Origin of the sequence: Christiangramia sediminicola, from assembly GCF_031344135.1 — a bacterium.
GTDB classification, from domain to species: Bacteria; Bacteroidota; Bacteroidia; order Flavobacteriales; family Flavobacteriaceae; genus Christiangramia; species Christiangramia sediminicola.
The window spans coordinates 98,987-122,658 of sequence record NZ_JAVJIU010000002.1 but is presented as its reverse complement, the minus strand read 5'-3'; the positions used below and the strand labels follow the sequence as shown (position 1 = coordinate 122,658).

The 23,672-nt window shown below is 38.2% G+C and carries 18 protein-coding genes and 1 tRNA gene; 15 read left to right on the top strand and 4 right to left on the bottom strand.

The genetic code is table 11. The features are described 5' to 3' along the window. Positions 1-20 precede the first annotated feature (20 nt). From RE431_RS04330 to RE431_RS04300, 7 genes are all read left to right on the top strand, one after another. Positions 21-2,993 carry an amidohydrolase family protein gene (locus RE431_RS04330; RefSeq protein WP_309560739.1) on the top strand — a complete coding sequence of 991 codons (2,973 nt, stop codon included), beginning with the start codon at positions 21-23 and terminating at the stop codon, positions 2,991-2,993. Between the two features lie 12 nt (positions 2,994-3,005). Beyond that, positions 3,006-4,319, top strand: a complete 1,314-nt coding sequence (locus RE431_RS04325; protein ID WP_309560738.1) for an amidohydrolase family protein — start codon at positions 3,006-3,008, stop codon at positions 4,317-4,319. Positions 4,320-4,394: 75 nt separating this feature from the next. Continuing rightward, a complete protein-coding gene (locus RE431_RS04320) occupies positions 4,395-5,210 on the top strand; it encodes a TrmH family RNA methyltransferase (protein ID WP_309560737.1) in 816 nt (271 codons plus the stop codon). Positions 5,211-5,221: 11 nt separating this feature from the next. Beyond that, positions 5,222-6,460 (top strand): M48 family metallopeptidase, encoded by a 1,239-nt coding sequence (locus tag RE431_RS04315; RefSeq protein WP_309560736.1) that lies wholly within the window; start codon positions 5,222-5,224, stop codon positions 6,458-6,460. 35 nt (positions 6,461-6,495) lie between these two features. Continuing rightward, positions 6,496-8,706: a RelA/SpoT family protein gene (locus tag RE431_RS04310; protein ID WP_309560735.1), complete on the top strand. Its 2,211-nt coding sequence runs from the start codon at positions 6,496-6,498 to the stop codon at positions 8,704-8,706. 24 nt (positions 8,707-8,730) lie between these two features. Next, the gene (locus tag RE431_RS04305; RefSeq protein WP_309560734.1) at positions 8,731-9,186 is read left to right on the top strand and encodes a Fur family transcriptional regulator; all 456 of its coding nucleotides are present in this window, start codon (positions 8,731-8,733) and stop codon (positions 9,184-9,186) included. Between the two features lie 12 nt (positions 9,187-9,198). After that, a complete protein-coding gene (locus RE431_RS04300; protein ID WP_309560733.1) occupies positions 9,199-10,470 on the top strand; it encodes an adenylosuccinate synthase in 1,272 nt (423 codons plus the stop codon). A gap of 71 nt (positions 10,471-10,541) precedes the next feature. Here RE431_RS04300 and RE431_RS04295 read toward each other — a convergent pair whose 3' ends face one another. Together RE431_RS04295 and RE431_RS04290 are read right to left on the bottom strand one after the other, a co-directional pair. Next, a complete protein-coding gene (locus RE431_RS04295) occupies positions 10,542-11,375 on the bottom strand; it encodes a ferritin-like domain-containing protein (RefSeq protein ID WP_309560732.1) in 834 nt (277 codons plus the stop codon). A gap of 26 nt (positions 11,376-11,401) precedes the next feature. Then, positions 11,402-12,193 carry a ferritin-like domain-containing protein gene (locus RE431_RS04290; RefSeq protein WP_309560731.1) on the bottom strand — a complete coding sequence of 264 codons (792 nt, stop codon included), beginning with the start codon at positions 12,191-12,193 and terminating at the stop codon, positions 11,402-11,404. A gap of 225 nt (positions 12,194-12,418) precedes the next feature. Between RE431_RS04290 and RE431_RS04285 the strand changes: the two genes are divergently transcribed. The 8 genes from RE431_RS04285 to RE431_RS04250 all read left to right on the top strand — a co-directional run bounded on the left by RE431_RS04285 (position 12,419) and on the right by RE431_RS04250 (position 22,681). Continuing rightward, positions 12,419-14,215, top strand: coding sequence for an OstA-like protein (locus RE431_RS04285; RefSeq protein WP_309560730.1), 1,797 nt, complete (start codon positions 12,419-12,421; stop codon positions 14,213-14,215). A 2-nt stretch (positions 14,216-14,217) separates the two neighbouring features. Then, a complete protein-coding gene (locus RE431_RS04280) occupies positions 14,218-15,399 on the top strand; it encodes an aspartate aminotransferase family protein (RefSeq protein WP_309561329.1) in 1,182 nt (393 codons plus the stop codon). Between the two features lie 107 nt (positions 15,400-15,506). Then, positions 15,507-16,904 carry a tetratricopeptide repeat protein gene (locus RE431_RS04275; protein WP_309560729.1) on the top strand — a complete coding sequence of 466 codons (1,398 nt, stop codon included), beginning with the start codon at positions 15,507-15,509 and terminating at the stop codon, positions 16,902-16,904. A 39-nt stretch (positions 16,905-16,943) separates the two neighbouring features. Further along, positions 16,944-17,882: a polyprenyl-phosphate transporter gene (locus RE431_RS04270; protein WP_309560728.1), complete on the top strand. Its 939-nt coding sequence runs from the start codon at positions 16,944-16,946 to the stop codon at positions 17,880-17,882. Continuing rightward, on the top strand, positions 17,869-18,885 hold the full coding sequence (locus tag RE431_RS04265; RefSeq protein ID WP_309560727.1) for a DUF368 domain-containing protein: 1,017 nt from the start codon (positions 17,869-17,871) through the stop codon (positions 18,883-18,885). Before RE431_RS04270 ends, RE431_RS04265 begins: the two co-directional genes overlap by 14 nt. Continuing rightward, positions 18,882-19,610, top strand: a complete 729-nt coding sequence (locus RE431_RS04260; protein WP_309560726.1) for a shikimate dehydrogenase family protein — start codon at positions 18,882-18,884, stop codon at positions 19,608-19,610. The genes RE431_RS04265 and RE431_RS04260 overlap by 4 nt, the downstream gene beginning before the upstream one ends. Positions 19,611-19,729: 119 nt before the next feature. After that, on the top strand, positions 19,730-22,045 hold the full coding sequence (locus RE431_RS04255) for a DUF349 domain-containing protein (RefSeq protein ID WP_309560725.1): 2,316 nt from the start codon (positions 19,730-19,732) through the stop codon (positions 22,043-22,045). A 9-nt stretch (positions 22,046-22,054) separates the two neighbouring features. Beyond that, the gene (locus tag RE431_RS04250) at positions 22,055-22,681 is read left to right on the top strand and encodes a class I SAM-dependent methyltransferase (RefSeq protein ID WP_309560724.1); all 627 of its coding nucleotides are present in this window, start codon (positions 22,055-22,057) and stop codon (positions 22,679-22,681) included. Here RE431_RS04250 and mazG read toward each other — a convergent pair whose 3' ends face one another. Both mazG and RE431_RS04240 read right to left on the bottom strand, forming a co-directional pair. After that, positions 22,682-23,455, bottom strand: coding sequence for a nucleoside triphosphate pyrophosphohydrolase (gene mazG, locus RE431_RS04245; RefSeq protein ID WP_309560723.1), 774 nt, complete (start codon positions 23,453-23,455; stop codon positions 22,682-22,684). Between the two features lie 95 nt (positions 23,456-23,550). Further along, positions 23,551-23,626: transfer RNA gene (locus RE431_RS04240), tRNA-His, on the bottom strand. Positions 23,627-23,672: the final 46 nt, after the last annotated feature.

The window sequence follows — 23,672 nt, the reverse complement described above, 5'->3', positions numbered from 1 at the left end:
TTAAAAATCACCAACTTTTTATGAAATTAAAACTACTGATTTTGGGAGTTTTCCTTGGCGTCTTTTCGATGCAGTCACAGGAATACTTCCCGAAGAATGATGGTGTTAAAACCCGAAACACCAATTACACTGTTTTTAAAAACGCAAAGATCCATGTAGATCCGCAAACGACGATCGAAAATGGAATGTTCGCAATTAAAGAAGGTAAGATCACCTCTGTTGGAAAATCCATTAATGTTCCAAAAAACAGCATCGTGGTGGATCTTAAAGGAAAAGAAGTTTATCCTTCATTTATTGATCTATACAGCGAATTTGGAATTTCAAAGCCAAAAAGAGCTGAAGACGGAAATGGTCCTCAATATGACGCTTCCCGTGAAGGTTATTACTGGAATGACCATATAAGACCTGAAACCAATGCTGTCTCTCAATTCAGTTTTGATTCTAAAGAAGCAGAGAAATATCACAAAGCAGGATTTGGAGTGGTGAACACTCATGTTCCTGATGGTATTATTAGAGGAACTGGGATGCTTGTTGCGCTTACCCCAGGAGTAAGCGAAGGTGACCGTATTCTTAACGACAGGTCTTCTCAATATTTATCATTTGATAAAAGTGCTCTTTCAAGACAGTCCTACCCTACTTCAATTATGGGAACCATGGCCCTGATCCGTCAGACGTATCTGGATGCCGACTGGTATGCCAAAGGAAATGCAGATAATAAAGATCTTGCCCTGGAAGCTTTGAATGCTAATAAAGGATTAGTGCAGATCTTTTCCACTGATAATCTATTGAACGAACTAAGAGCTGATAAGGTAGGTGATGAATTCGGAATTCAATATGTGATCGTTGGAAGCGGAAAAGAATATCAGCGATTAGACAAGATCAAAGAATCTAATGCAACTTATATTGTTCCTATGAGCTTTCCTGAAGCTTATGATGTAGAAGATCCGTATTTGACCAGTTACTTAAGTCTTTCAGAAATGAAAGAATGGAACCAGGCACCGGCGAACCTAAAGATGCTTTCAGAGAAAAATGTACCGTTTACCATTACCACTCATTCTATAGACGCTGAAAAGGATTTCAGAAACAACCTTTTGAAAGCTATAGAATATGGTCTTAGTAAAGAAGCTGCACTGGCTTCTTTAACCACCGTTCCCGCACAAACTATCGGGCAAAGCAATAAACTTGGGGTAATTAAGCAAGGAGCCTGGGCAAATTTCCTGATCACTTCCGGAGATTTCTTTGAAAAAGAAACCACTCTATTTGAAAACTGGATCCAGGGAGAAAAGAATGTTCTGGAAAGTATGGATATTACTAATATTACTGGAAAATACGATCTTAAGCTGGATGGTAAGACCTATGAATTAGACATCACCGGTGAAGCTGCCAAGCCAAAAGTTGATGTGAAAATGGGTGAAACCAAAATAGGTTCAAAGTTGAGTTTTGACAATAACTGGATGAGCCTTTTATTATCATCACCAGATACTACGAAAACTGAATTTATTAGACTGGTTGCGAACGTACCAGCTCCGAGTAAAACAATTTCCGGAAAGGCTATTTTACCAAATGGAAATGAGACTACGTTCCAGGCCACCAGGCAAGATAGTTCAGAAAAAGATAAAAAAGACGATAAAGAGAAGGATGAGAAAATTCCGGAAGTTATGCCTGTAACTTATCCTAATATCGCTTACGGATTCAAACAACAGCCAAAACAGGAAAATGTGCTTTTCAAAAACGCGACTGTTTGGACCAGTGAAGATGAAGGTGTTCTTGAAAATACCGATGTTCTTGTAAAGAACGGCGAGATCGTAAGGATTGGACAAGGCCTTAGGGCTGGCGGCGCAAAAGTGATAGATGCTACCGGAAAACATTTAACTGCCGGAATCATAGATGAACATTCACACCTTGCAGCCTCAGATATCAACGAGGCTGGTCATAATTCTTCTGCTGAAGTTATTATGGAAGATGTGATAGATCCAACCGATATTGGAATTTACAGAGATCTTGCAGGCGGTGTGACTACTATTCAATTACTACATGGTTCAGCGAACCCGATTGGTGGACGTTCAGCTATCCTGAAATTAAAATGGGGGAAATCTGCAGAAGATCTGATTTTTGAGCAGGCACCTCCATTTATCAAATTCGCCCTTGGTGAAAATGTAAAACAATCTAACTGGAGCGGAAATAGATTCCCGCAAACCAGAATGGGGGTTGAACAGGTTTTCATCGATTATTTCAGTCAGGCTAGAGCCTACGAAGCCGAAAAGAAAATTGGCGGTGAGAATTTCAGAAAGGATATTGAGATGGAAACGCTTGTAGAGATTCTGAATGGGGAAAGATTTGTGACTTCCCACTCCTACATCCAGAGCGAAATAAATATGTTGATGAAAGTTGCAGAACAATTCGATTTCAACATTAATACGTTCACTCACATTCTTGAAGGATATAAAGTGGCAGACAAAATGAAAGAACATGGTGTTGGCGCCTCTACTTTTTCAGACTGGTGGGCTTATAAATATGAGGTTAACGATGCAATCCCTTACAATGCTTCTATCTTAAATAAGGTTGGAGTAACAGTAGCGATCAATAGTGATGATGGTGAAATGAGCCGAAGACTGAATCAGGAAGCGGCAAAAAGTGTAAAGTACGGTGGAATGAGCGAAGAGGACGCCTGGAAAATGGTGACCATCAATCCGGCTAAACTTTTACATGTAGATGATCTTGTGGGAAGTATAAAAACTGGAAAACAAGCAGATCTTGTTCTTTGGAACGAACATCCTCTTTCAATCTACGCGAAGCCTGAAAAAACAATGATCGAAGGTGTTGTTTATTTTGATCTGGAACGTGATGAACAAATGCGAAAAGATATCAAGAAAGAACGAAACGAGCTTATTGGGCAGATGCTAAAAGCCAAGAACAGCGGAGTGAAAACTCAGCCTGTGACGAAAAAGGAAAAGCAACGTGTTCACTGTGATCTTCTAGAAGAGGTAAAATAAAATCAGAGAAAAATGAAAAGATTCAATATATATATTTTAATAGCGCTGCTGGTAATTTCCGGAAATAGTTTCGCCCAGCAAACACCTGCAAGCGAGCAATCGGAAGCTGTTACCATCGTTGGTGCTACAGCGCATCTTGGAAATGGTGAGGTAATAGAGAACAGCCTTATCATTTTTGAAGATGGAATGATCACTGAAGTGATCGCTGCAGACCTGACTAAAAGACAATATCCAGGAAAAATTATTAATGCCGAAGGTAAACATGTTTATCCAGGAATTATCGCTCCCAATTCAACGCTAGGACTAGTGGAGATCGCAGCGGTAAAAGCTACAGAAGATGAAGATGAAATGGGTGAGATGCTTCCTAATGTAAGAAGTTTAATCGCCTATAATGCCGAAAGTAAGATCGTGGAGTCCATGAGACCAAACGGTGTGCTGCTAGGGCAGATCGTTCCAAGAGGCGGACTTATCTCAGGAACATCTTCTGTTGTACAATTTGATGCCTGGAACTGGGAAGATGCCGTAGTAAAAGAAAATGACGGACTTCATATTAACTGGCCGGATGCTTTTAGAAGAGGTCGCTGGTGGAGAGGTGAAGATCCGGGCTTAAAGGCTAATAAAGAATATCAGGAAGAGATAACGAAACTTTCAGGTTTCTTCTCTTCTTCAAAAGCTTATTTAGCTGGTAGCAGAGATTACAAAAATCTGCCTTATATGGCCATGGATTCAGTTTTTAATGCTGATAAAAAGGTTTTCATTCATGTAAATGGTGAAAAAGAGATTCTTGATGTCATCGAATTCAAGAAGAAGCAGGGTCTTAAAAGTGTTGTGATCGTTGGTGGTTACGATGCTTTGGGAGTAGCCGATCAGCTTAAAGCTAATGATATCCCTGTTTTGGTAAACAGGCCGCACAGCACGCCAAATAAGGATTACGAAGATTATGACTTTCCATATAAATTAGCAGGATTACTCCAGGACGAAGGAGTTATGGTAGCTTTGGAAAGCAGTGGACAAATGGAAAGAATGAATACTAGAAATTTGCCATTTTACGCAGGAACCGTGGCTGCCTTTGGAATGGATAAAGAAGATGCATTAAAATTGATCACTTCCAATACGGCGAAGATACTTGGAATTGATGATAAATACGGTAGTCTTGAAAAGGGTAAATCTGCTACCTTATTCATTTCTGAAGGCGATGCATTAGATATGAGAACCAATATTCTTTCTCATGCCTTTATAGACGGTAGAGAAGTGAGTCTTGAGTCTCACCAAACTGAATTATGGAAGAGATATTCCAAGAAATATAAAGATCAGGAGAGTAAATAAACTTCGCTCCTTTATTAAAGCCTCTGATGTTTCAGGGGCTTTTTTTATGCCTAATATCTACGTACTTTTACGGCTATGTTTAAACAGATCTCCAGCCCACAGAACAAGGAAATTAAATGGCTGCTTCAGCTTCAGGACAAGTCGCGCAATCGCCGAAAAGAGAATGCCTTTGTAGTTGAAGGTAAAAGAGAAGTGAATCTTGCCATAAAAGGTGGCTACCAACCGCTTGACCTGTATTTTGTTCCAGAGTTGATCGAATTTCAGGAAGTAGTTGAAATGGCCAAAGCTAAGACAGATTCTCCTGCTGAAATCACAGAGATAAGTAAAGAAGTATATGATAAGATCGCTTATCGTGGAAGCACTGAAGGATTACTGGCAGTTTTTAGATCACTGGAGCATCAATTAAATGATCTTGAATTCAAAACTGCATCCCCGCTCATTCTTGTTGCCGAGGCTCCTGAAAAACCTGGAAACATCGGCGCAATCTTAAGAACGGCAGATGCTGCAGCTGTAGATGCAGTGATCATTGCCAATCCAAAAACAGATCTTTACAATCCCAATATCATAAGAAGTAGTGTTGGTTGCATTTTCACCAACCAGATCGCCACCGGTTCAACTGAAGATATTATAGCTTTTCTGATAGAGAAAAACATCAATATTTATGCTGCAGCGCTACAGGCTTCGATACCATATCATACCATAGATTATAAAGTCGGTTCAGCGATCGTAATGGGGACAGAAGCTACCGGACTAAGTGATGAATGGCTGGAGAATTCAACACAAAATATCATTATTCCAATGCACGGTGAAATAGATTCCATGAACGTATCTGTGGCCGCCGGCATTCTTATATTTGAAGCCAAAAGACAAAGATCTATTCAACCTGAATAAACCCAAAGAATTTGACACCAGAAACCCTATTTTATATCATTATTGCCATCATTCTTATCGATTTTGTGATCGATAAAATCCTGGATACTCTGAATGCCAAACATTTTGATGATCCCATTCCGAATGAATTAGAGGACGTTTATGATAATGATGAATACGAAAAATCACAGCGTTACAAAAAAGAAAGATTTCGTTTCGGAATGATTTCCTCGACATTTTCGGTATTGCTCACACTTGGCTTTATAATCTTTGACGGCTTTGCTTTTGTTGATAATATCGCCAGGAATTTTAGTGATAATTCAACTGTTGTCGCTCTGATATTTTTCGGAATTATCATGCTGGGAAGCGACATTTTAATGACACCATTTTCATGGTATAGCACGTTTGTAATTGAAGAAAAGTATGGTTTCAATAAAACCACTAAAAAGACATTTATCCTGGATAAACTGAAAGGTTTGTTGATGGGTGCTATTATTGGAGGGGGTATCCTGGCACTAATTGTCTGGTTCTATCAATTCGCCGGAGATGATTTCTGGTGGTATGCATGGATACTTGTAGCAGTATTTTCAGTGTTTATGAATATGTTCTACGCTAAACTGATAGTCCCGTTGTTCAATAAACAAACACCGTTGAATGATGGTTCATTAAGAACCAAGATCGAACAATACGCCAGGAGCGTTGGCTTCAAACTTGATAACATTTTCGTGATAGATGGTTCTAAAAGAAGCACCAAAGCGAATGCTTATTTCTCTGGATTCGGCAGCGAAAAGAGGATCACGCTTTACGACACTCTGATCAATGATCTTGAAGAAGAGGAAATCGTTGCAGTACTGGCGCACGAGGTTGGGCACTATAAAAAAAATCACATTATCGTTAATCTGGTGGTTTCACTTGTTACCACAGGATTCACACTATGGCTTTTATCACTATTTGTCGGTAATCCGGTGCTTTCTGAAACTCTAGGAGTTTCAGAGCCAAGTTTTCATATTGGCCTTGTGGCTTTCGGGATTCTATACAGTCCTATCTCTGAAATTACCGGACTCATAATGAATTATATTTCCAGGAAATTTGAATACCAGGCAGATAATTTCGCCAAATCTACTTACGATGGTAGTTTCCTGATATCCAGTCTGAAAAAATTATCCAAGAATACATTAAGCAATTTAACCCCGCATAAAGCCTATATTTTTGTACATTACTCTCATCCCAGTCTCTTACAGCGCTATCGTAATTTGAAGGCAGGTATTTAGTTGTTTCCTTTTAATCTTAATTGTATTTTTAACCTATGACAGAGGCGGCTATAGAAAAAGAAAATAAGCAAATTGCTAGGCAGTATAAAGAGCTGTTGCGCATAAGTTATCAAACGCTTACCGAGGATGATAAAAAACTGATCCGGAAAGCATTTGATACGGCTGTAGATGCACATAAAGATCAGCGTAGAAAATCTGGCGAAGCTTATATTTTCCATCCCATTGCGGTTGCGAAGATCGTAGCTTCAGAGATTGGGCTTGATGCAACATCTATCGCAGCTGCCCTACTCCACGATGTAGTTGAAGACACCCAATATACTTTAGAGGATCTGAAAGAAATGTTTGGCGAGACCGTCGCTAAGATTGTAGATGGTCTTACTAAAATTTCGAGTTTAAAAAAGGATAAGGATGTTTCTCTTCAGGCAGAGAATTTCAGAAAAATGTTACTTACCCTAAATGATGATGTAAGGGTAATAATTATCAAGATTGCAGACAGGTTGCACAATATGCAAACCATGGATGCTATGCGGCCAGATAAGCAGGTGAAGATCGCTTCAGAAACATTATACATTTATGCCCCGCTTGCACATAGAATTGGACTTTATAATATTAAAACTGAATTAGAAGACCTTGGTTTAAAATATACCGAGCCTGAGGTTTATAATGATATTCTTACCAAGATAAAGGAGAGTAAGGAAGAACAGGATCTATACATCAAGGAATTCAGCAAGATCATTCAGGATTCTTTGGATCAGGAGAAACTGGATTATGAGATAAAAGGAAGACCAAAATCCATTTATTCCATCAATAAAAAAATCAAGGCTCAGAATATCAGTTTTGATGAGATCTATGACAAGTTCGCCATTAGAATAATCTATGACAGTGAGCCTTCCCAGGAAAAATTCCTTGCCTGGAAAATTTATTCTATCGTTACAGATCACTTCAGACCAAATCCTACGAGGTTAAGAGACTGGATCTCTTCTCCAAAATCTACAGGATATGAAGCATTACATATTACGGTAATGGGACCAAAAGGTAGATGGGTGGAAGTTCAGATAAGGAGTGAGCGTATGAATGAGATCGCCGAAAAAGGTTATGCAGCTCATTATAAATACAAGCAGGGTGATGATAATAAAGAGGAAAGAGGATTTGAAGAATGGGTTACCAGGCTACAGGAAGCGCTGGAAAGTCCAGATGTAAATGCAGTAGATTTCGTTGAGCAGTTCAAATTGAATCTATATTCAAAAGAGATTTTCGTTTTTACTCCTCAAGGAGACTTAAAATCTTTACCCAAAGGTTCTACTCCGCTTGATTTTGCCTTCAGTATTCATACTGAAATTGGTTTACATACCAGAGGTTCAAGGGTAAACAATAAACTTGTTCCTTTAAGCCATGAACTAAAAAGTGGCGATCAGGTTGAGATCATAACTTCGGAAAATGCCAAACCGAATATTAACTGGCTGGATTATGCAAATACTGCCAGGGCCAGAGCTAAGATCAAATCGTCACTTAAAGATGAAAAGAAAGAGATCGCAGAGGAAGGAAAAGCTATACTTGCCCGAAAATTAAAGGCTCAAAAGATTCAGTTCAACGAGAAGTCTATTAATGAGCTGGTGGTATTCTTTAATCTTAAAACCAGTCTTGATTTATTCTACAGAGTTGGAATTGGGAAGATAGACAACCAAATGTTGAAAGATTTTGCTTCTTCCAGAAGTAATTCTCTAGTAAGCTATTTCAAAAGCAAAATTAAAAAACCGCAAGTAGCTACAGATCTCAACAAAGATGAGATCACGGCTAAATACGATCAGCTGGTATTTGGGAAAGAAGAGGAAAAGCTGGAATATAAATTATCTAATTGTTGTAACCCTATTCCGGGAGATAATGTATTCGGCTTCATTTCTGTTAATGACGGAATTAAAGTTCACAAAAAAGATTGCCCAAACGCCTTGCAGCTTCAGAGTAATTATGCATACAGGATCATCCAGGCTAAATGGATAGACAGTTCTCAGCAGGACTTTAAGGCGGTTATAAAACTACAGGGAATTGATAATCTTGGATTGGTAAGCGAGATCACAAAAGAGATCTCCAGCAACCTTCATGTAAATATGAAAAACCTCAATTTTGATAGTTCTGACGGGGTTTTTAGCGGAAGGATCACACTGGTTGTAAAGAATAATAATATCCTGAATACCATCATTCAAAGGCTGAAAAAAATTAACGGGATAGACAAGGTTAGCCGTGAATAAACTTTTACCTTTGCAGAGCAAATTATGAGCAAAAAAGTCGTAAATAAGAACGATCAGGCGGTCGTTAAAAACGTTTTCACCAAGTATCTTGAAGAGAAAGGTCACCGTAAAACACCGGAACGTTTCGCTATACTTCAGGAAATTTATAACTCAGATGATCACTTTGATATAGAATCACTTTATATCAAAATGAAAAACAAAAAATACCGGGTTAGCCGCGCCACTTTATACAATACTATTGAGTTATTGCTGGAATGCGGATTGGTAAGAAAACACCAGTTTGGGCAAAACCAGGCTCAATACGAAAAATCATATTTTGATCGGCAACACGATCATATCATACTTACAGATACCGGGGAAGTAATAGAATTTTGTGATCCAAGAATTCAGAGTATCAAGCAAACCATTGAAGAGGTTTTTGATATCGAGATCAACAAACATTCATTATATTTCTACGGAAACAAAAAATCAACCAATTAAGTTTTATAATTCATGGCAGTAGATTTACTACTAGGTCTCCAATGGGGTGATGAAGGGAAAGGAAAAATAGTTGACGTTCTAACCTCTAAATACGACATTATTGCCCGTTTTCAGGGTGGTCCGAATGCAGGTCACACTTTGGAATTCGACGGTCAAAAGCACGTGCTTCACACCATACCCTCAGGAATTTTTCATGACGATAGTGTGAACCTTGTAGGTAACGGAGTTGTTATAGACCCGGTGATCTTTAAAAGAGAACTGGATAATCTTGCAAAGCATAACGTAGATTATAAATCCAAATTGGTGATCTCAAGAAAGGCTCACCTTATTCTTCCTACTCATCGTTTACTTGATGCTGCTTCTGAAGCTTCAAAAGGAAAAGCGAAAATCGGATCCACGCTTAAAGGAATTGGTCCTACTTATATGGACAAAACGGGTAGAAATGGATTACGTGTTGGAGATCTGGAATTAGAAGATTGGAAAGCCAGGTATCGCGCTCTTGCAGATAAGCATGAGAAAATGATCGCTTTCTATGATGTAGACGTTCAATACGATCTAAAAGAATTAGAAAAAGAATTCTGCACGGCTGTAGAAAGCCTGAAGGAATTAACTTTTATTGATAGTGAAGAATATCTTCACCAGGCAATGAAATCTGGAAAAAGTATTTTAGCTGAAGGTGCCCAGGGATCTTTACTTGATATCGATTTCGGGACATATCCATTTGTAACATCATCTAACACAACTGCTGCCGGCGCTTGTACTGGATTAGGTGTTGCACCAAGAGAAATTGGAGAAGCTTTCGGAATTTTTAAAGCATATACGACCAGGGTTGGTAGCGGCCCCTTCCCTACTGAACTTTTTGATGAAGTTGGTGAAAGAATGGGACGTGTTGGTAATGAATTCGGAGCGACAACAGGAAGAAAAAGAAGATGTGGCTGGCTTGATCTTGTAGCTTTGAAGTATGCAGTGCAGGTAAACGGAATAACGCAGCTTATCATGATGAAAGGTGATGTGCTTAGTGGATTTGACACTTTAAAAGTATGTACCGCATATAAATACAAAGGAGAAGAGATCACTCATCTACCGTATAATATTGAGCCGGAGAATGTAGAACCAATCTATACTGAAGTTAAAGGATGGAAAGAAGATCTTACTAAAATGACAGATGCTTCTGCTCTTCCGAAGGAATTCAATGATTATGTTGATTTTCTTGAAAAGGAGCTTGAAACTCCAATTACAGTAGTTTCGGTAGGACCAGACAGAAAACAAACCATCAACAGATAATTTATTTCATTTTAAAGCATTAAAAAAGGCTGCCAGTTGGCAGCCTTTTTCTTTCAGGATAATTTTCCTTTTTACTCATCAGAAACGATAAACAGACCAGCAATAGCTTGTGCTGTTTCTCCAGTAATAGGCTCATCAAAAGCCTGAGTTACTGCAGCTGTAAGATCTCCAACGATTTCATCAGCATATGTTAAATCAGTTACTAAGTTAACTCCACCTTGGGTTACATTTTCTTCACCGTCATAAACAGCTTGAGTAGCTTCTGGCATTCCATCACCTCTCATGCTTCCGGTAATCCATCCTTTAAGACCACGAATTCTTCTGATCTCAGAAGCGTGACGTGCCTCAACAGAGTGAATTTGAAGTGCAGGCTCTAAATATGGTGTTCCCATCAAATTAGGTGCCTGACCTTTATAAGCTCTAACACCAGTATCTTCAAAAGCCTGAGCTAGTGCAAGTAATTGCGCGTAGGCTGTCTCTTGCCCGATTCCACCTTCGTTGAATGGATCAAATGCTCCACCTGCAGTAAAATCGAAAGTTGGTTTAGCTGGTGCATCATCTCCTAAAGCTTCCATTAAGAATGCAACGTGTGCATCCTCATGCTTAGAGATTTGCATATATACTTTTTCTGCACGAGAATCAGGAGCTAACACTCCAGATTCAAGAGCCTTCATGTAAAATTCAGCTTCTAAATATTCCAAAACAAGAGCAAGTCCTAGTGGTCCTTCATGATCGAAGAACATAGTACTGGCGCTTGCAGAATTAGTTGCAAGTCCAAACGGTACTGCAGCTGCAGCCGCCTTTTTTCCAAAAGATCCTAATGTATTAAACATCTCTCTCCTGGAAGAGGATTTAGTTGTTAGTTTTTCAGATGAAAAATCATCTAATAATTTTATAATACTCATAATAATGTCTTTTTTAGGTTATTAGATTAGGATCCCGTCATTGGTTCAGGAAGGTTATCAGCAGTAAATTCAGTTGTAATGAATCCTCCTGCAGCTGCTAATACATCTGCTGGATCTGTTGCTGGATCTAAACCATTCTCATCAATAATATCATCTCCTGCAAAATCTGTAGAATCTGGATTAATTAATGATCTAATTGCAGAAGCATGTCTTGCTTCAACAGAAACAATCTTTCCTGCAAGAGTAAGATAAGTTGCATCAGCAATTCTATCTCCGGCACCATTATACGCGCCTACTCCTGTATCTTCTAATAACATCGCTGTTTCAAGAACAGATGTTCTATCATCAAAATCGATTGAAGAAACATCAAATTCTAGATCTGGTAGTGTATTCTCTTCTCCGGCAGCAGCAGTAATCGCAGCCTTAAAGAAGTCTCTATGAATAACTTCATGATTGTAAAGGTCATCAAATAATGCCTGCTCTTCAGCTGGTGCACCACTGTAATATGCTCCGGCACGAACCTGAGTATAGAATGCTGCTTCCAATTGCTCTAATGCAAATGCATAGTTTAGGATACCTACATCTCCACTTCCTAGATCAAAAACTGCATCTACAGGTGGATCTACTGGATCAACAGGATCTGGACCTCCTACTTCTCCACCAGGGTTAAACAAATCATCATCGCTACATCCATATAATAAAAAGCTGGATCCTGCTATTCCAAGTCCACCTAATTTAATGAACTTCCTTCGCGAATTCTTTTTCGAATCTTGGGAAGATGCGTTCACCACATCAACCTTGACTAAGGGTTTTTTCATAATTAAAATTTTAGTTTCTACGGAAACTTACGAAGGGAAACAGCTTTTGGTTTTGTTACAAGAGTTAAGTTTATCTTAAAACGAAAGTATTTTAGAAAGCTTTAGGATTTGAAGACCATTTTTGGGCTTTATTTAAGTTAATTTTTTAATGCTTAAAATTTTTCCAACGTTTAAATCTAAAAAAATCGTTCCGTCGATTTTAATTACTTTTGAAAAAAATTCAGATTGAAAAAACAGTTTTCACCTTTAGTTTTAATCATACTGCTGATTTCGGTCTATGCCCATGCACAGAAAAATCAGGAAATAAATTACGATTCAGATCGTACTTTAAAGAATGAACAGCGATATCCCGGAGCATTGATTTTAAGCAAAGTAGACAATCAGGTTTACTTTGATCATGATGGGATCGAGGTCTGGTGTGATAATGCCGTATTTTATAAGGAAGCAAATTTCTTTAAAGCATATGGCAATATACGTATGCAACAAGGTGATAGCGTAAGCATGACCAGTAATTATGCTGAATATAATGGTGATACTGAATTTGCTTTCGCCAGTGGCAAGGTGAAAATGAAGAGACCGCAAACTACTCTGGAAACCGACAGTTTATTTTTTGATCGTGTAAAGCAACAGGCATATTATCGTAGTGGAGGAAAAGTTACTGATACTGCCAGCGTTCTAACCAGTACGATTGGTAGATATTTCATGGAAGAAGACAAATACAGCTTTGTAAATGAAGTAGTGGTTACAAATCCTGAATATAAGATCAATTCAGATCAGCTAGATTTTTATTCGGAAAGTGGACACGCTTATCTATATGGACCTTCTACTATTGAAAGTGAAACCAGTACCGTGTATTGCGAAAGAGGATTTTATGATACACGTGGAGATACTGGATATTTTGTAAAGAATTCTCAGATCAATTATGACAACAGGATATTAAAAGGAGACAGCCTTTATTTTAACAGACAAAATAGCTTTGCTTCAGCTACCAATAATATAAGGGTTATAGACACCATAAATCATAGTCGTGTAACCGGGCATTACGCCGAAGTATATCGAGATAAGGATTCAGTATTCATTACTAAAAGAGCTCTGGCAGCCAGCCTGCAGGAGAAAGACACTCTCTTTGTACATAGTGATACGATTATGATTACAGGAAAACCGGAAAAGAGAGTAATCAGAGGTTTTTATGATGTTCGAATTTTTAAAGAAGATCAAACTGGTGAAAACCCGATGAGCGGTAGAAGTGATTCTATTTATTCAGATCAGCAATCTGGGCTTACCAAGCTTATTAATTTAAGTGCGAGAGGAAACGGGAAACCTGTATTATGGTCGGCAGATAACCAAATGACTGGTGATAGCATACATTTAATGAGTAATCCCGAAACTGAACAACTCGATTCCCTATTGGTCTTTGATAATGCATTTCTTATTCAAAAAGATAGCATTGAAGGCTACAATCAGTTAAAAGGTAAAATTCTGACTGGTTATTTTCAGGAAAACGAATTGCAAAAGGTGGTAATAGATAAGAATACAGAGACGCTGAATTACCTGCGGAATGAAGAAAACCAGTTAATAGGTATTAATAAAACGCTGGCTAGTTATGTAGAAATTTTCTTCGAAGACCAGCAGATCAAAGATGTCTATTATTATAATCAGGTAGATGGAGATACGAGTCCTGAAGAGGAATTCCCTCCCAATGCCAGGAAACTGGATGGTTTTAACTGGCGTGGAGAAGAAAGGATACTTTCCAAAGAAGGATTATTTGAAGGGCAGCCGGAACCAAAACTTACCAAGATCAAAGGAATACCCTTGCCTGATGAACCGGAAGAATTCTTTGATGAAAGAGAGGAAGATGATCTTTTGCTAGATAGAAATTCAAGACTAAGACCGGAAGTGTTGAAAAACAGGAAAGAAGATTCATTAAAATATAAGACTGAAAAAATTATTGATTCTATTAAACCTGATACTCCCATTAAAGTAGATTCATTGAAAACTGCAACCGATAAAAAGGAGAATTGAAATTGAAGGAAGATTTTTTAAAATATCAGGCGCAGACCACTCCTCACCCACTCGCTCTGGAAGTTTCACATGCGAAAGGATCTTACATTATCACAACAGATGGTAAAGAGCACCTCGATTTTGTTGCAGGAGTTTCAGCATGTAGTTTAGGGCATTCTCATCCTAAAGTTGTTTCAGCAATTAAACAACAGGCAGACAAATACCTTCATGTGATGGTATATGGTGAATATGCACAGCAACCAGCTGTGGAATTATCTAGTTTACTGGCAAGGCATTTACCGGAACCTTTGAATAAAACCTACCTGGTAAATTCCGGAACCGAAGCTATTGAGGGTGCAATGAAGCTGGCGCGAAGAGCTACGGGAAGAACCGAGATCATTGCAGCCAAGAAAGCATATCATGGAAATACCATGGGTTCTTTAAGCTTAATGGATCTTGAAGAACGGGTAAAACCTTTCAGACCTTTATTAGGGGATATTTCATTTATTGAATTCAATGACGAAGCTGATTTGGAAAAAATCACTAAAAAAACCGCTGGTGTTGTACTCGAAACGATCCAGGGTGGCGCTGGGTTTATAATGCCTGCAAACGATTATTTGAGAAAGGTTAAAGATAAATGTGAAGAAGTTGGAGCTTTACTTATCCTGGATGAAATTCAACCAGGATTTGGGAGGACCGGAAAATTATTCGGCTTTGAAAATTTTGGTGTTGTACCTGACATTGTAGCACTGGGAAAAGGTATGGGTGGCGGACTGCCAATCGGAGCCTTTTCATCTTCAGAAGAACTGATGGATCTTTTGAGTGATAATCCTAAACTTGGTCACATCACGACTTTCGGTGGTAATCCGTTGATAGCTGCAGCAGCACTTGCAACTTTAAAGGAGATAACCGAGACAGATCTAATTCAGCAAACTCTGGAAAAGGAAGAATTATTCAGAAAACACTTACAGCATCCTTTAATTAAAGAAATAAGGGGAAAAGGATTAATGCTCGCTATCATATTTGATTCTGCCGAAATTGCCGATGAATTAATCTTCAAAGCTAAGGAAAGACAGCTTATTCTATTCTGGCTGCTTTTCGAAAAACGCGCGGCACGACTCACTCCGCCGCTCACCATATCCCATGAAGAAATATTGAAAGGATGTGGCATTATTGTTGACATACTCAATGAAATAAAGAGTTGAGGTATTCGGGTGTTAATTAATTTGTTAACAACAATGTAAGGTTTTCCCAAAATCGCCTTTAATCATTTATAACTTTAGTACAGTAGAAATCCCTTAATCAGTCTCTTATGCAGCTTAGCCATAACGAAGAAGATAATTTCTCACTTGCCCGCTTCGAATCCATGCTTAAAACGAACGATGTTTTATTCTTCGATTCTAACGAGTTTGAAAACATTATCCATCACTACCTTGAGAATGGAAAGATCTCGCTTGCCAAAAAGGCAGTAAAAATGGGTCTTGCTCAGCATCCTACTTCAGTGAATTTAAGACTGTTCAAGGTAGAGATCCTTGTTTTTGAAGATAAGCTGGATCTGGCAGACGGGATTTTAAATGAACTCAAAGAACTGGAATCTTCTAATGAGGAGATCTATATTCAAAAAGCGCAGATCTATTCGAAAAGAGATATGCACGCTGAGGCTATAAAAATGCTTCAGGCGGCACTTGAGATTACTTTAGAAGACGCTGAAATATTTTCACTTATCGGGATGGAATATCTATTCCTGGAAGATTTTGAAAATGCCAAATACAGCTTCATGAAATGTCTGGAAGCAGATGAAGAGGATTATTCAGCACTATATAACATAATGTACTGTTTCGATTTTCTAGATCAGAAAACCGAGGCTATTGAATATTTAAATCTTTATCTGAACAAGCACCCTTACTGTGAAGTTGCCTGGCACCAGGTAGGGAAACAGTATTTTGATCTTAAGGAATACAACAAAGCACTGGCAGCATTCGATTTTGCTATCATTAGTGATGACAGGTTTGTTGGTGCCTACCTTGAAAAAGGGAAAGTTCTTGAGAAACTAAAACGTTACAACGAAGCTGTTGAAAATTATAATATAACACTGGAACTTGAAGATCCAACTTCTTTCGCTTACCTGAGAATTGGAAAGTGTTTTGAAAAGCTTGGATGTGAAGATCTAGCGCTTAAAAATTACAAGCAAACAGTTCATGAAGATCCGCTTCTTGATAAAGGCTGGATCGCGATCACCGATTTCTATATCAAGAAACTGAACTTTCAGAAAGCATTATACTATATCAATAAGGCGATCAATATTGATGAAGAGAACGTTCTTTACTGGAAGCGCTATGCGAAAATCAATAGTAGGTTGAATTTTTACGAAGAAGCTGAACAAGGCTACAAAAAAAGTCTCGAGCTTGGGAATTACGAATTGGAAACCTGGGTGAGACGTTGCGATATCCTTATTGGTCTTGGTGAATATGAAACTGCCATCACCAGTATGTTGCAGGCTCTGGAATTCTATCCGGGTTCAGCCGAAATAGAGTATAGACTGTCAGGATTATTTTTCAGTACAAATAAAGGCGAAAAAGGTTATTTTCACCTGAACAATGCTTTGAAGATAGATTCTGAATATTATATAATCATCGAAGAACTTTTCCCTAATATATTCGAGCGTAAAAGCGTTAGACAAATTATAAATTCCTTCGTAAAGCTCTCTTAGTAATTTTGCTACCTTTGGGCGAATTCATAAAAAAAGAAGATGCAGCGAAGTTTTTTGGATTACCTTAAGGTGACTCTAAAAGGAATGGCCATGGGGGCCGCAGATGTAGTACCGGGAGTCTCCGGTGGAACAATCGCATTTATTTCAGGAATTTACGAAGAGCTTATTTCTACTATAAGCGGAATTAAACCTTCCCTTCTAACAACCTGGAAGGAAGATGGATTCTCTGCTATGTGGAAAGAGATGAACGGAAACTTTATTCTCGCCCTTTTCTGCGGAATTTTAATAAGCATCTTTAGTCTGATGCGAGTTGCAAATTATCTGCTGGATACACACCCGGTTTTAATCTGGTCTTTTTTCTTTGGTTTAGTGCTTGCTAGTATCTGGTTCGTGGCTAAGCAAATTCCACGTTGGAATTATAAAATTATAATAGCCCTTATACTTGGAGCTGCGGTGGCATATTATATCGTAAGTCTTCCTCCCTTAGCAGCGAACTCAAGCTCATTATTCCTTTTTTTCGCAGGAGCCATCGCTGTTTGTGCGATGATCCTTCCTGGAATATCTGGTGCATTTATTCTTGTACTTCTGGGAGCATATAAATCTATTACAGAAGCAGCTCATGATTTTGATATTAAGACCATTGCAATCGTTGGTGTTGGAGCCGTATTTGGATTACTTACCTTTTCAAGAATTCTGAAATGGCTTTTTGTTCATTACAGTAATATCACCTTAGCCGTTCTTACCGGTTTTATCGCAGGCTCTTTAAATAAGATCTGGCCCTGGAAGGAAACTCTGGAAACAGCAATCTATGGTGATAAGGAAGTTGTGTTGAAAGAAGCTTCGGTGATGCCGCAGAATTTCAATGGCGACCCGCAAACCATGTGGGCCATACTCCTAATGATCGCCGGGTTCTTATTCATTATAGGTTTGGAACTTGTCGCCAATAGAAAAACTGATCCTGCCGATGCAGCAAACTAGAACCTTTACCGATAAGATCCTTTTGGTTCTAAAGGGTCTTGCCATGGGCGCCGCGAATAAAGTTCCCGGAGTCTCTGGAGGTGTGGTTGCTTTCGTTGCCGGGTTCTATGAAGAATTTATTTATTCTCTTCAAAAGGTTAATTTAAAGGCTTTTAAATTGCTTATTTCAGGTAGATTTAAAAGTCTCTATCAATATATCAACGGAAAATTCATTTTCCTGTTAATCCTTGGAATGCTCATTAGTTACTTCAGCGTTTCTAAGGCTCTTGACTACCTCATCGTTCATTACGAATTACATGTATGGTCCTGTTTCTTCGGGATGATCATTGGATCTATTTACTACATCAGCAAAGATTTTGACGAATGGGACAGAAATTCTGTGCTATTCGCGATTTTTGGGGTTATTGCCGGTATCGCCATTAGTTTTCTAGAGCCAGCGCGTGAAAATGACAATCTTTGGTTCGTTTTTGTATGTGGAATGATCAGCGTTTCCGGAATGACCTTACCCGGACTTTCAGGAAGCTTTATACTCATATTGCTCGGAAATTATGTTTTACTTCTTGTAGACTCTGTAAATGCGCTTTATGATACTATGGCAGATATCATCATGTGGGATTTCAGTTTCACGGGAGATCTTGAACGTATTCGAATGTTGCAGGTTTTAATAGTTTTTGCAACCGGCTCCCTTGCCGGATTGGTATCACTTAGTCATCTTCTTGGTTATGTCCTGAAGAAACGTAAAAAAGAAACCTTTGCGGTTATTATAGGGTTTATTACCGGTTCTTTAGGTGTAGTTTGGCCATGGAAGGAAAAGATCTATAAAATGAATGATGAGGGTGAGACTTTAATAGATCGTGAAGGTCATAAGATCATTGATAATTACGACCGGTTCTTGCCATCCTTCGAAACTGCAGAAACATGGCTCGCCATTTTCTTCATTATCGTTGGGATTTTCATCGTGTTAGGCCTGGCCTGGTATGAAAATAGAAAATCTGAAATATGAGAAAATTTGGTCTTATAGGTAGAAATATCGATTACTCTTTTTCCAGAAAACATTTTTCTGATAAATTCAATGAGGAAAATATAGATGCTGAATACCTTAATTTTGATATTCAGTCTATAGATGAATTTCCGAAAGTGATCAAAAATAATATCATTTCAGGATTGAATGTTACCATTCCTTACAAGGAAGAAATAATGCAATACCTGGATCATCTGGATGCTCATGCTCAAAGTATCAAAGCTGTAAATACCATCAAATTTGAAAAAGATGGAAGTATTTGTGGTTACAATACAGATTATTGGGGTTTCCTGGAATCTATCAAACCACATTTGGAAAACCATCATCAAAAAGCCTTAATTCTTGGTACCGGTGGAGCTTCAAAAGCTATTGCTTATGCGCTTGAATTATTAGAAATAGATTACAGATTTGTTTCAAGAAAACCAGCGAAAGATGAACTATCCTATTCAGAATTAGATGAGAATATTCTGAAAAAATATACGCTTATCATTAATTGTACTCCGTTAGGCACATCTCCCAATATAGAGAAATGTCCAGATATTCCATTTGATCATATCTCTGATAAACATCTAGTCTACGACCTGATCTATAATCCGGCAGAGACAAAATTGATGAAACTTGCTTCAGAAAAAGGGGCTAAAACCATCAACGGACTTGAAATGTTGAAACTTCAGGCAGAGAAGGCCTGGAGCATCTGGAATTCATAAATCAGGCTCATATTAACCTGTTTTCACTCTCATAAATAAAACCATTCCCTTGTTCAATTTTAGGGGAGTTGTTATCTTTCAGAATAATTAGAGTATGAGGAACCTTAACATTGAAAGATATGTCACAGCAAGAAAATGAAAACAAGAAGAAAAACCTTTCCCCCGAAGATCTAGAGAATAATAAGAAATCTGATGAAAAAACTTCTGCGGAAAACAATGAGGAATTGACGAACGAGCCTGTGGATCAAGTAAAAAAAGAAGAATCAAAACAAGCAACTCCCGAAAAAACAGCAGAAGAATCTACAGATCACGAAGATGCAATGCTTCACGAATCTGCTACGGGAAAAGCAACTTCAGATAAAATTTCCAGAGAAAAGAAAAATCCAGATGAAGATCCATATACACATATGGAAGAGACCGAAGATGTAGAGAACCCTTTCTTTAAAGAACCAGAATTCACTGGTGATAAACAGGAAAAGAAGAAAAAGAAAAAAGAAAAACTATCAGATTCAACAGATAATGAAGATGCGATGGTTTCTGAATCGGAATCTAAAGCGAAAGCTGCTGAAGATAACGATGACGATGATGATATGGATAGTGATCTTGGAGATGCTGTAGTTGGTGAAAATAAAAAGTCATCTGGAAATCATGAAGAAGATATGGATGACGCGGTTGCTGAAGACAGTGAAGATGAAAGCGCCAACGAACGTCACGACATAGAAAAGAAAGATTATCATTCTATGAGTAAGGAAGCTCTGGCCGATGAGTTGGAGCGACTTCTTAAAAATGAGAAGATCCAGGCGATCAAAGAACATGTCGCGGAAATTCGAGCTGAATTCAACGCGAAGTTCGATGAGGAGATGGAAGAAAAGAAAGAGGATTTCTTGGCCGAGGGCGGAAATATCATCGACTTCCACTACTCTACTCCTTTAAAAAAGAGATTCAATTCACTTTATTTCGATTATAAGGAACAACGAAATAATTATTATAAACGACTAAAAAAGGATCTTAACGAAAATCTTCATAAGCGACTTGAATTGATCGAAGAACTTAAAGGGCTTCTGGATGTTGAGGAAAATATCAATACCACATACAATCACTTTAAGGAAATTCAGGATAAATGGCGCACTGCCGGTCCTATACCTCGTGATCGCTATAACAACGTTTGGAATACCTATCACCATCATGTAGAAAACTTCTATGACTTTTTACACCTCAACAGGGAGTTTAGAGACATGGATTTTAAACATAACCTTGAACAGAAATTAAAGGTGATAGACCGTGCCGAAGAGCTTCTTCAGGAGAAAGACGTAAACAGAGCTTTTAGGGAACTTCAGATGCTTCACAAGATGTGGAAGGAAGAACTTGGTCCTGTAGCCAAAGAATACCGTGAAGATATCTGGGAAAGATTCAGTACCGCCACTAAAAGTATTCATGATAAAAGACAGGAATATTTCAGTAATTTAGATGAAGAATATGAAAAGAACTGGGAGCGAAAACAGGAGATCATTGCTAAGATCAAGGAAATAGCAGACCAGGATTTTGACAGCCACAATAAATGGCAGCAGAAGATCAAGGAGATCGAAGCTCTTAGAGAAGAATTTTTCAATGCTGGAAAAGTACCGAGAAATAAAAATCAGGAGACATGGACGGATTTCAAGGAAAATGTGCGTCGTTTCAACAGAAAGAAAAATGCTTTTTATAAGAACCTGAAGAAACAGCAATACGATAATCTTGAAAAGAAAAAAGAGCTTATCCAGATCGCTGAAGACAATAAGGATAGTGATGACTTTAAGACCGTCACACCTCTAATGAAAAAGATCCAGTCTGACTGGAAAAAGGTTGGTCATGTTCCCAGGAAAGATAGTGACAAGGTTTGGAAACAATTTAAAAAGGCCTGTAACCATTATTTTGATCGTCTACACGCACAGAGAAACGAGGACAATAAGGAAGAAGTCGAGGCTTTTGAAAAGAAAAAAGAGATCCTTGATAAATTCAAGGCGATAGAACTTTCCGGAACCAAAAAAGAAGATCTAGCAACTATAAAGGCGCAGATCAATGCCTGGAAGGAAATTGGAAAAGTACCTTACAATAAACGGTTTATAGAAGGTAAATTCAATAAAGCTCTGGATCAATTATTCAAGAAAATGGATATTGATAATACCAAAGCTGAAATGATGAAGTATGAGAATAAGGTTCAGGCGCTTGATAATGCAGATGACGATAAAAGAATTAGAAATGAACATTATTTCTTAACGAAAAAGATCCAGGAAACGAAGGCTGAAATCAGGCAGCTGGAAAATAATCTGCAATTCTTTTCAAATGTTGATGATGACAATCCTCTGGTAAAAGAAGTTCATAAGAATATCGCAAATCACAAAGCCGATCTTGAAGTCTGGAAAGAGAAACTGGAAAAGATCAAATCGCTATACTAAATAAAATTTATGCCTTGCAGTTTATGCAATAGCACCACCCGGAATTTTCAATTTGTAAAAGACCGGAGTTATGTGCAATGCACAGGTTGTAAGGCAATTTTTTTATCTTCCGAATACCATTTATCCCCCAAGGCAGAAAAACAGCGCTATAGTCTGCACAATAATGATGTGGAAGACATTGGCTATATCCAATTCGTACAACCGGTTATAGACCGGATCAAATTAGATTTTGATACAGAATCTTTAGGACTTGATTTTGGATGTGGAACAGGACCTGTGATCGCTTCCCAGCTTAAACTCTCAGGCTACAATCTAAAATTATACGATCCATATTTCGAACCCGATAAAGAAGTCTTTAAAGGCAAATTCGATTTTATTGTATGTTGTGAAGTTATGGAGCATTTTCAGGATCCTTTGAAAGAATTCAGATTACTGCGTTCTATCTTGCAAACTGAAGGGAAATTATATTGTAAAACCGAAGTCTGGGATGATGCCATAGATTTTCAGAACTGGCATTACAAAAATGATCTAACCCACGTGATATTTTATAATAAGGAAACCTTAAACTGGCTAAAGCAAAATTTTGAATTTTCGAAACTGGAAATTGAAAAAGATTATATGGTTTTCACCGCCTGATCACTGTTTCTTAGCCTCATTCCAGAAAACATCCATCTCAGCTAAGGTCATATCTTTTAAAGCCTTATTGTTTTCATTTGCTTTCGTCTCTAGATATTGAAATCTTTTTATAAACTTCTTATTAGTACGTTCCAGGGCGTTTTCCGGGTTTATGTCTAAAAACCTGGCATAATTGATCATAGAAAACAAAACATCGCCAAATTCAGCTTCTATTTCATCTTTATTATCAGCATCTATCTCATGCTGTAATTCGTCAAGCTCCTCTTTCAACTTTTCAAATACCTGTTGTGGTTCTTCCCAGTCGAATCCGACTCCAGCCACCTTATCCTGAATTCGATTTGCTTTTACAACTGCTGGCAAAGATCTTGGAACTCCTTCCAGAACGCTCTTCTTACCTTCTTTAAGTTTTAGGTTTTCCCAATTCCTTTTCACATCTTCTTCATTCTCCACTTTTACATCTCCATAGATATGAGGATGACGATCAATTAATTTATCACAGATGGAGTTGGCAACGTCGGCAATATCAAAATCATTGGTTTCACTACCTATCTTGGAGTAAAAAACAAGATGCAGTAAAACATCACCAAGTTCTTTTTTAATCTCTTCCATATCCTTATCCAGAATCGCATCTCCGAGCTCGTAAGTTTCTTCAATGGTAAGATGTCTCAAAGATTCCATAGTTTGTTTACGATCCCAGGGACACTGCTCTCTTAGTTCGTCCATAATGGTTAGCAACCTATCAAATGCTTTTAATTGATCTTCACGAGTATTCATACAGAAAATTGATTTTGGTAAAAATAGGATTTCGAGGATGGAAATCTGAATTTATTCCACAAAAAAAGCCTCTCTAAAAAGAGAGGCTCTTACAAGGGTGGAAGACCGGTTTCGAACCGGCGACCTCCGGAACCACAATCCGGCGCTCTAACCAGCTGAGCTACAACCACCATTTGATTAGCGGATGCAAATGTAAGTTATTTCAACTATTTCGCAA

Excerpts from the sequence above, each read along its gene's own strand:
- mazG (WP_309560723.1), bottom strand. The coding sequence starts at position 23,455 with ATGAATACTCGTGAAGATCAATTAAAAGCATTTGATAGGTTGCTAACC.
- RE431_RS04300 (WP_309560733.1), top strand. The coding sequence starts at position 9,199 with ATGGCAGTAGATTTACTACTAGGTCTCCAATGGGGTGATGAAGGGAAA.
- RE431_RS04255 (WP_309560725.1), top strand. The coding sequence starts at position 19,730 with ATGTCACAGCAAGAAAATGAAAACAAGAAGAAAAACCTTTCCCCCGAA.
- RE431_RS04250 (WP_309560724.1), top strand. The coding sequence starts at position 22,055 with ATGCCTTGCAGTTTATGCAATAGCACCACCCGGAATTTTCAATTTGTA.
- RE431_RS04305 (WP_309560734.1), top strand. The coding sequence starts at position 8,731 with ATGAGCAAAAAAGTCGTAAATAAGAACGATCAGGCGGTCGTTAAAAAC.
- RE431_RS04260 (WP_309560726.1), top strand. The coding sequence starts at position 18,882 with ATGAGAAAATTTGGTCTTATAGGTAGAAATATCGATTACTCTTTTTCC.
- RE431_RS04295 (WP_309560732.1), bottom strand. The coding sequence starts at position 11,375 with ATGAGTATTATAAAATTATTAGATGATTTTTCATCTGAAAAACTAACA.
- RE431_RS04310 (WP_309560735.1), top strand. The coding sequence starts at position 6,496 with ATGACAGAGGCGGCTATAGAAAAAGAAAATAAGCAAATTGCTAGGCAG.
- RE431_RS04275 (WP_309560729.1), top strand. The coding sequence starts at position 15,507 with ATGCAGCTTAGCCATAACGAAGAAGATAATTTCTCACTTGCCCGCTTC.
- RE431_RS04330 (WP_309560739.1), top strand. The coding sequence starts at position 21 with ATGAAATTAAAACTACTGATTTTGGGAGTTTTCCTTGGCGTCTTTTCG.
- RE431_RS04320 (WP_309560737.1), top strand. The coding sequence starts at position 4,395 with ATGTTTAAACAGATCTCCAGCCCACAGAACAAGGAAATTAAATGGCTG.
- RE431_RS04265 (WP_309560727.1), top strand. The coding sequence starts at position 17,869 with ATGCAGCAAACTAGAACCTTTACCGATAAGATCCTTTTGGTTCTAAAG.
- RE431_RS04270 (WP_309560728.1), top strand. The coding sequence starts at position 16,944 with ATGCAGCGAAGTTTTTTGGATTACCTTAAGGTGACTCTAAAAGGAATG.
- RE431_RS04290 (WP_309560731.1), bottom strand. The coding sequence starts at position 12,193 with ATGAAAAAACCCTTAGTCAAGGTTGATGTGGTGAACGCATCTTCCCAA.
- RE431_RS04325 (WP_309560738.1), top strand. The coding sequence starts at position 3,006 with ATGAAAAGATTCAATATATATATTTTAATAGCGCTGCTGGTAATTTCC.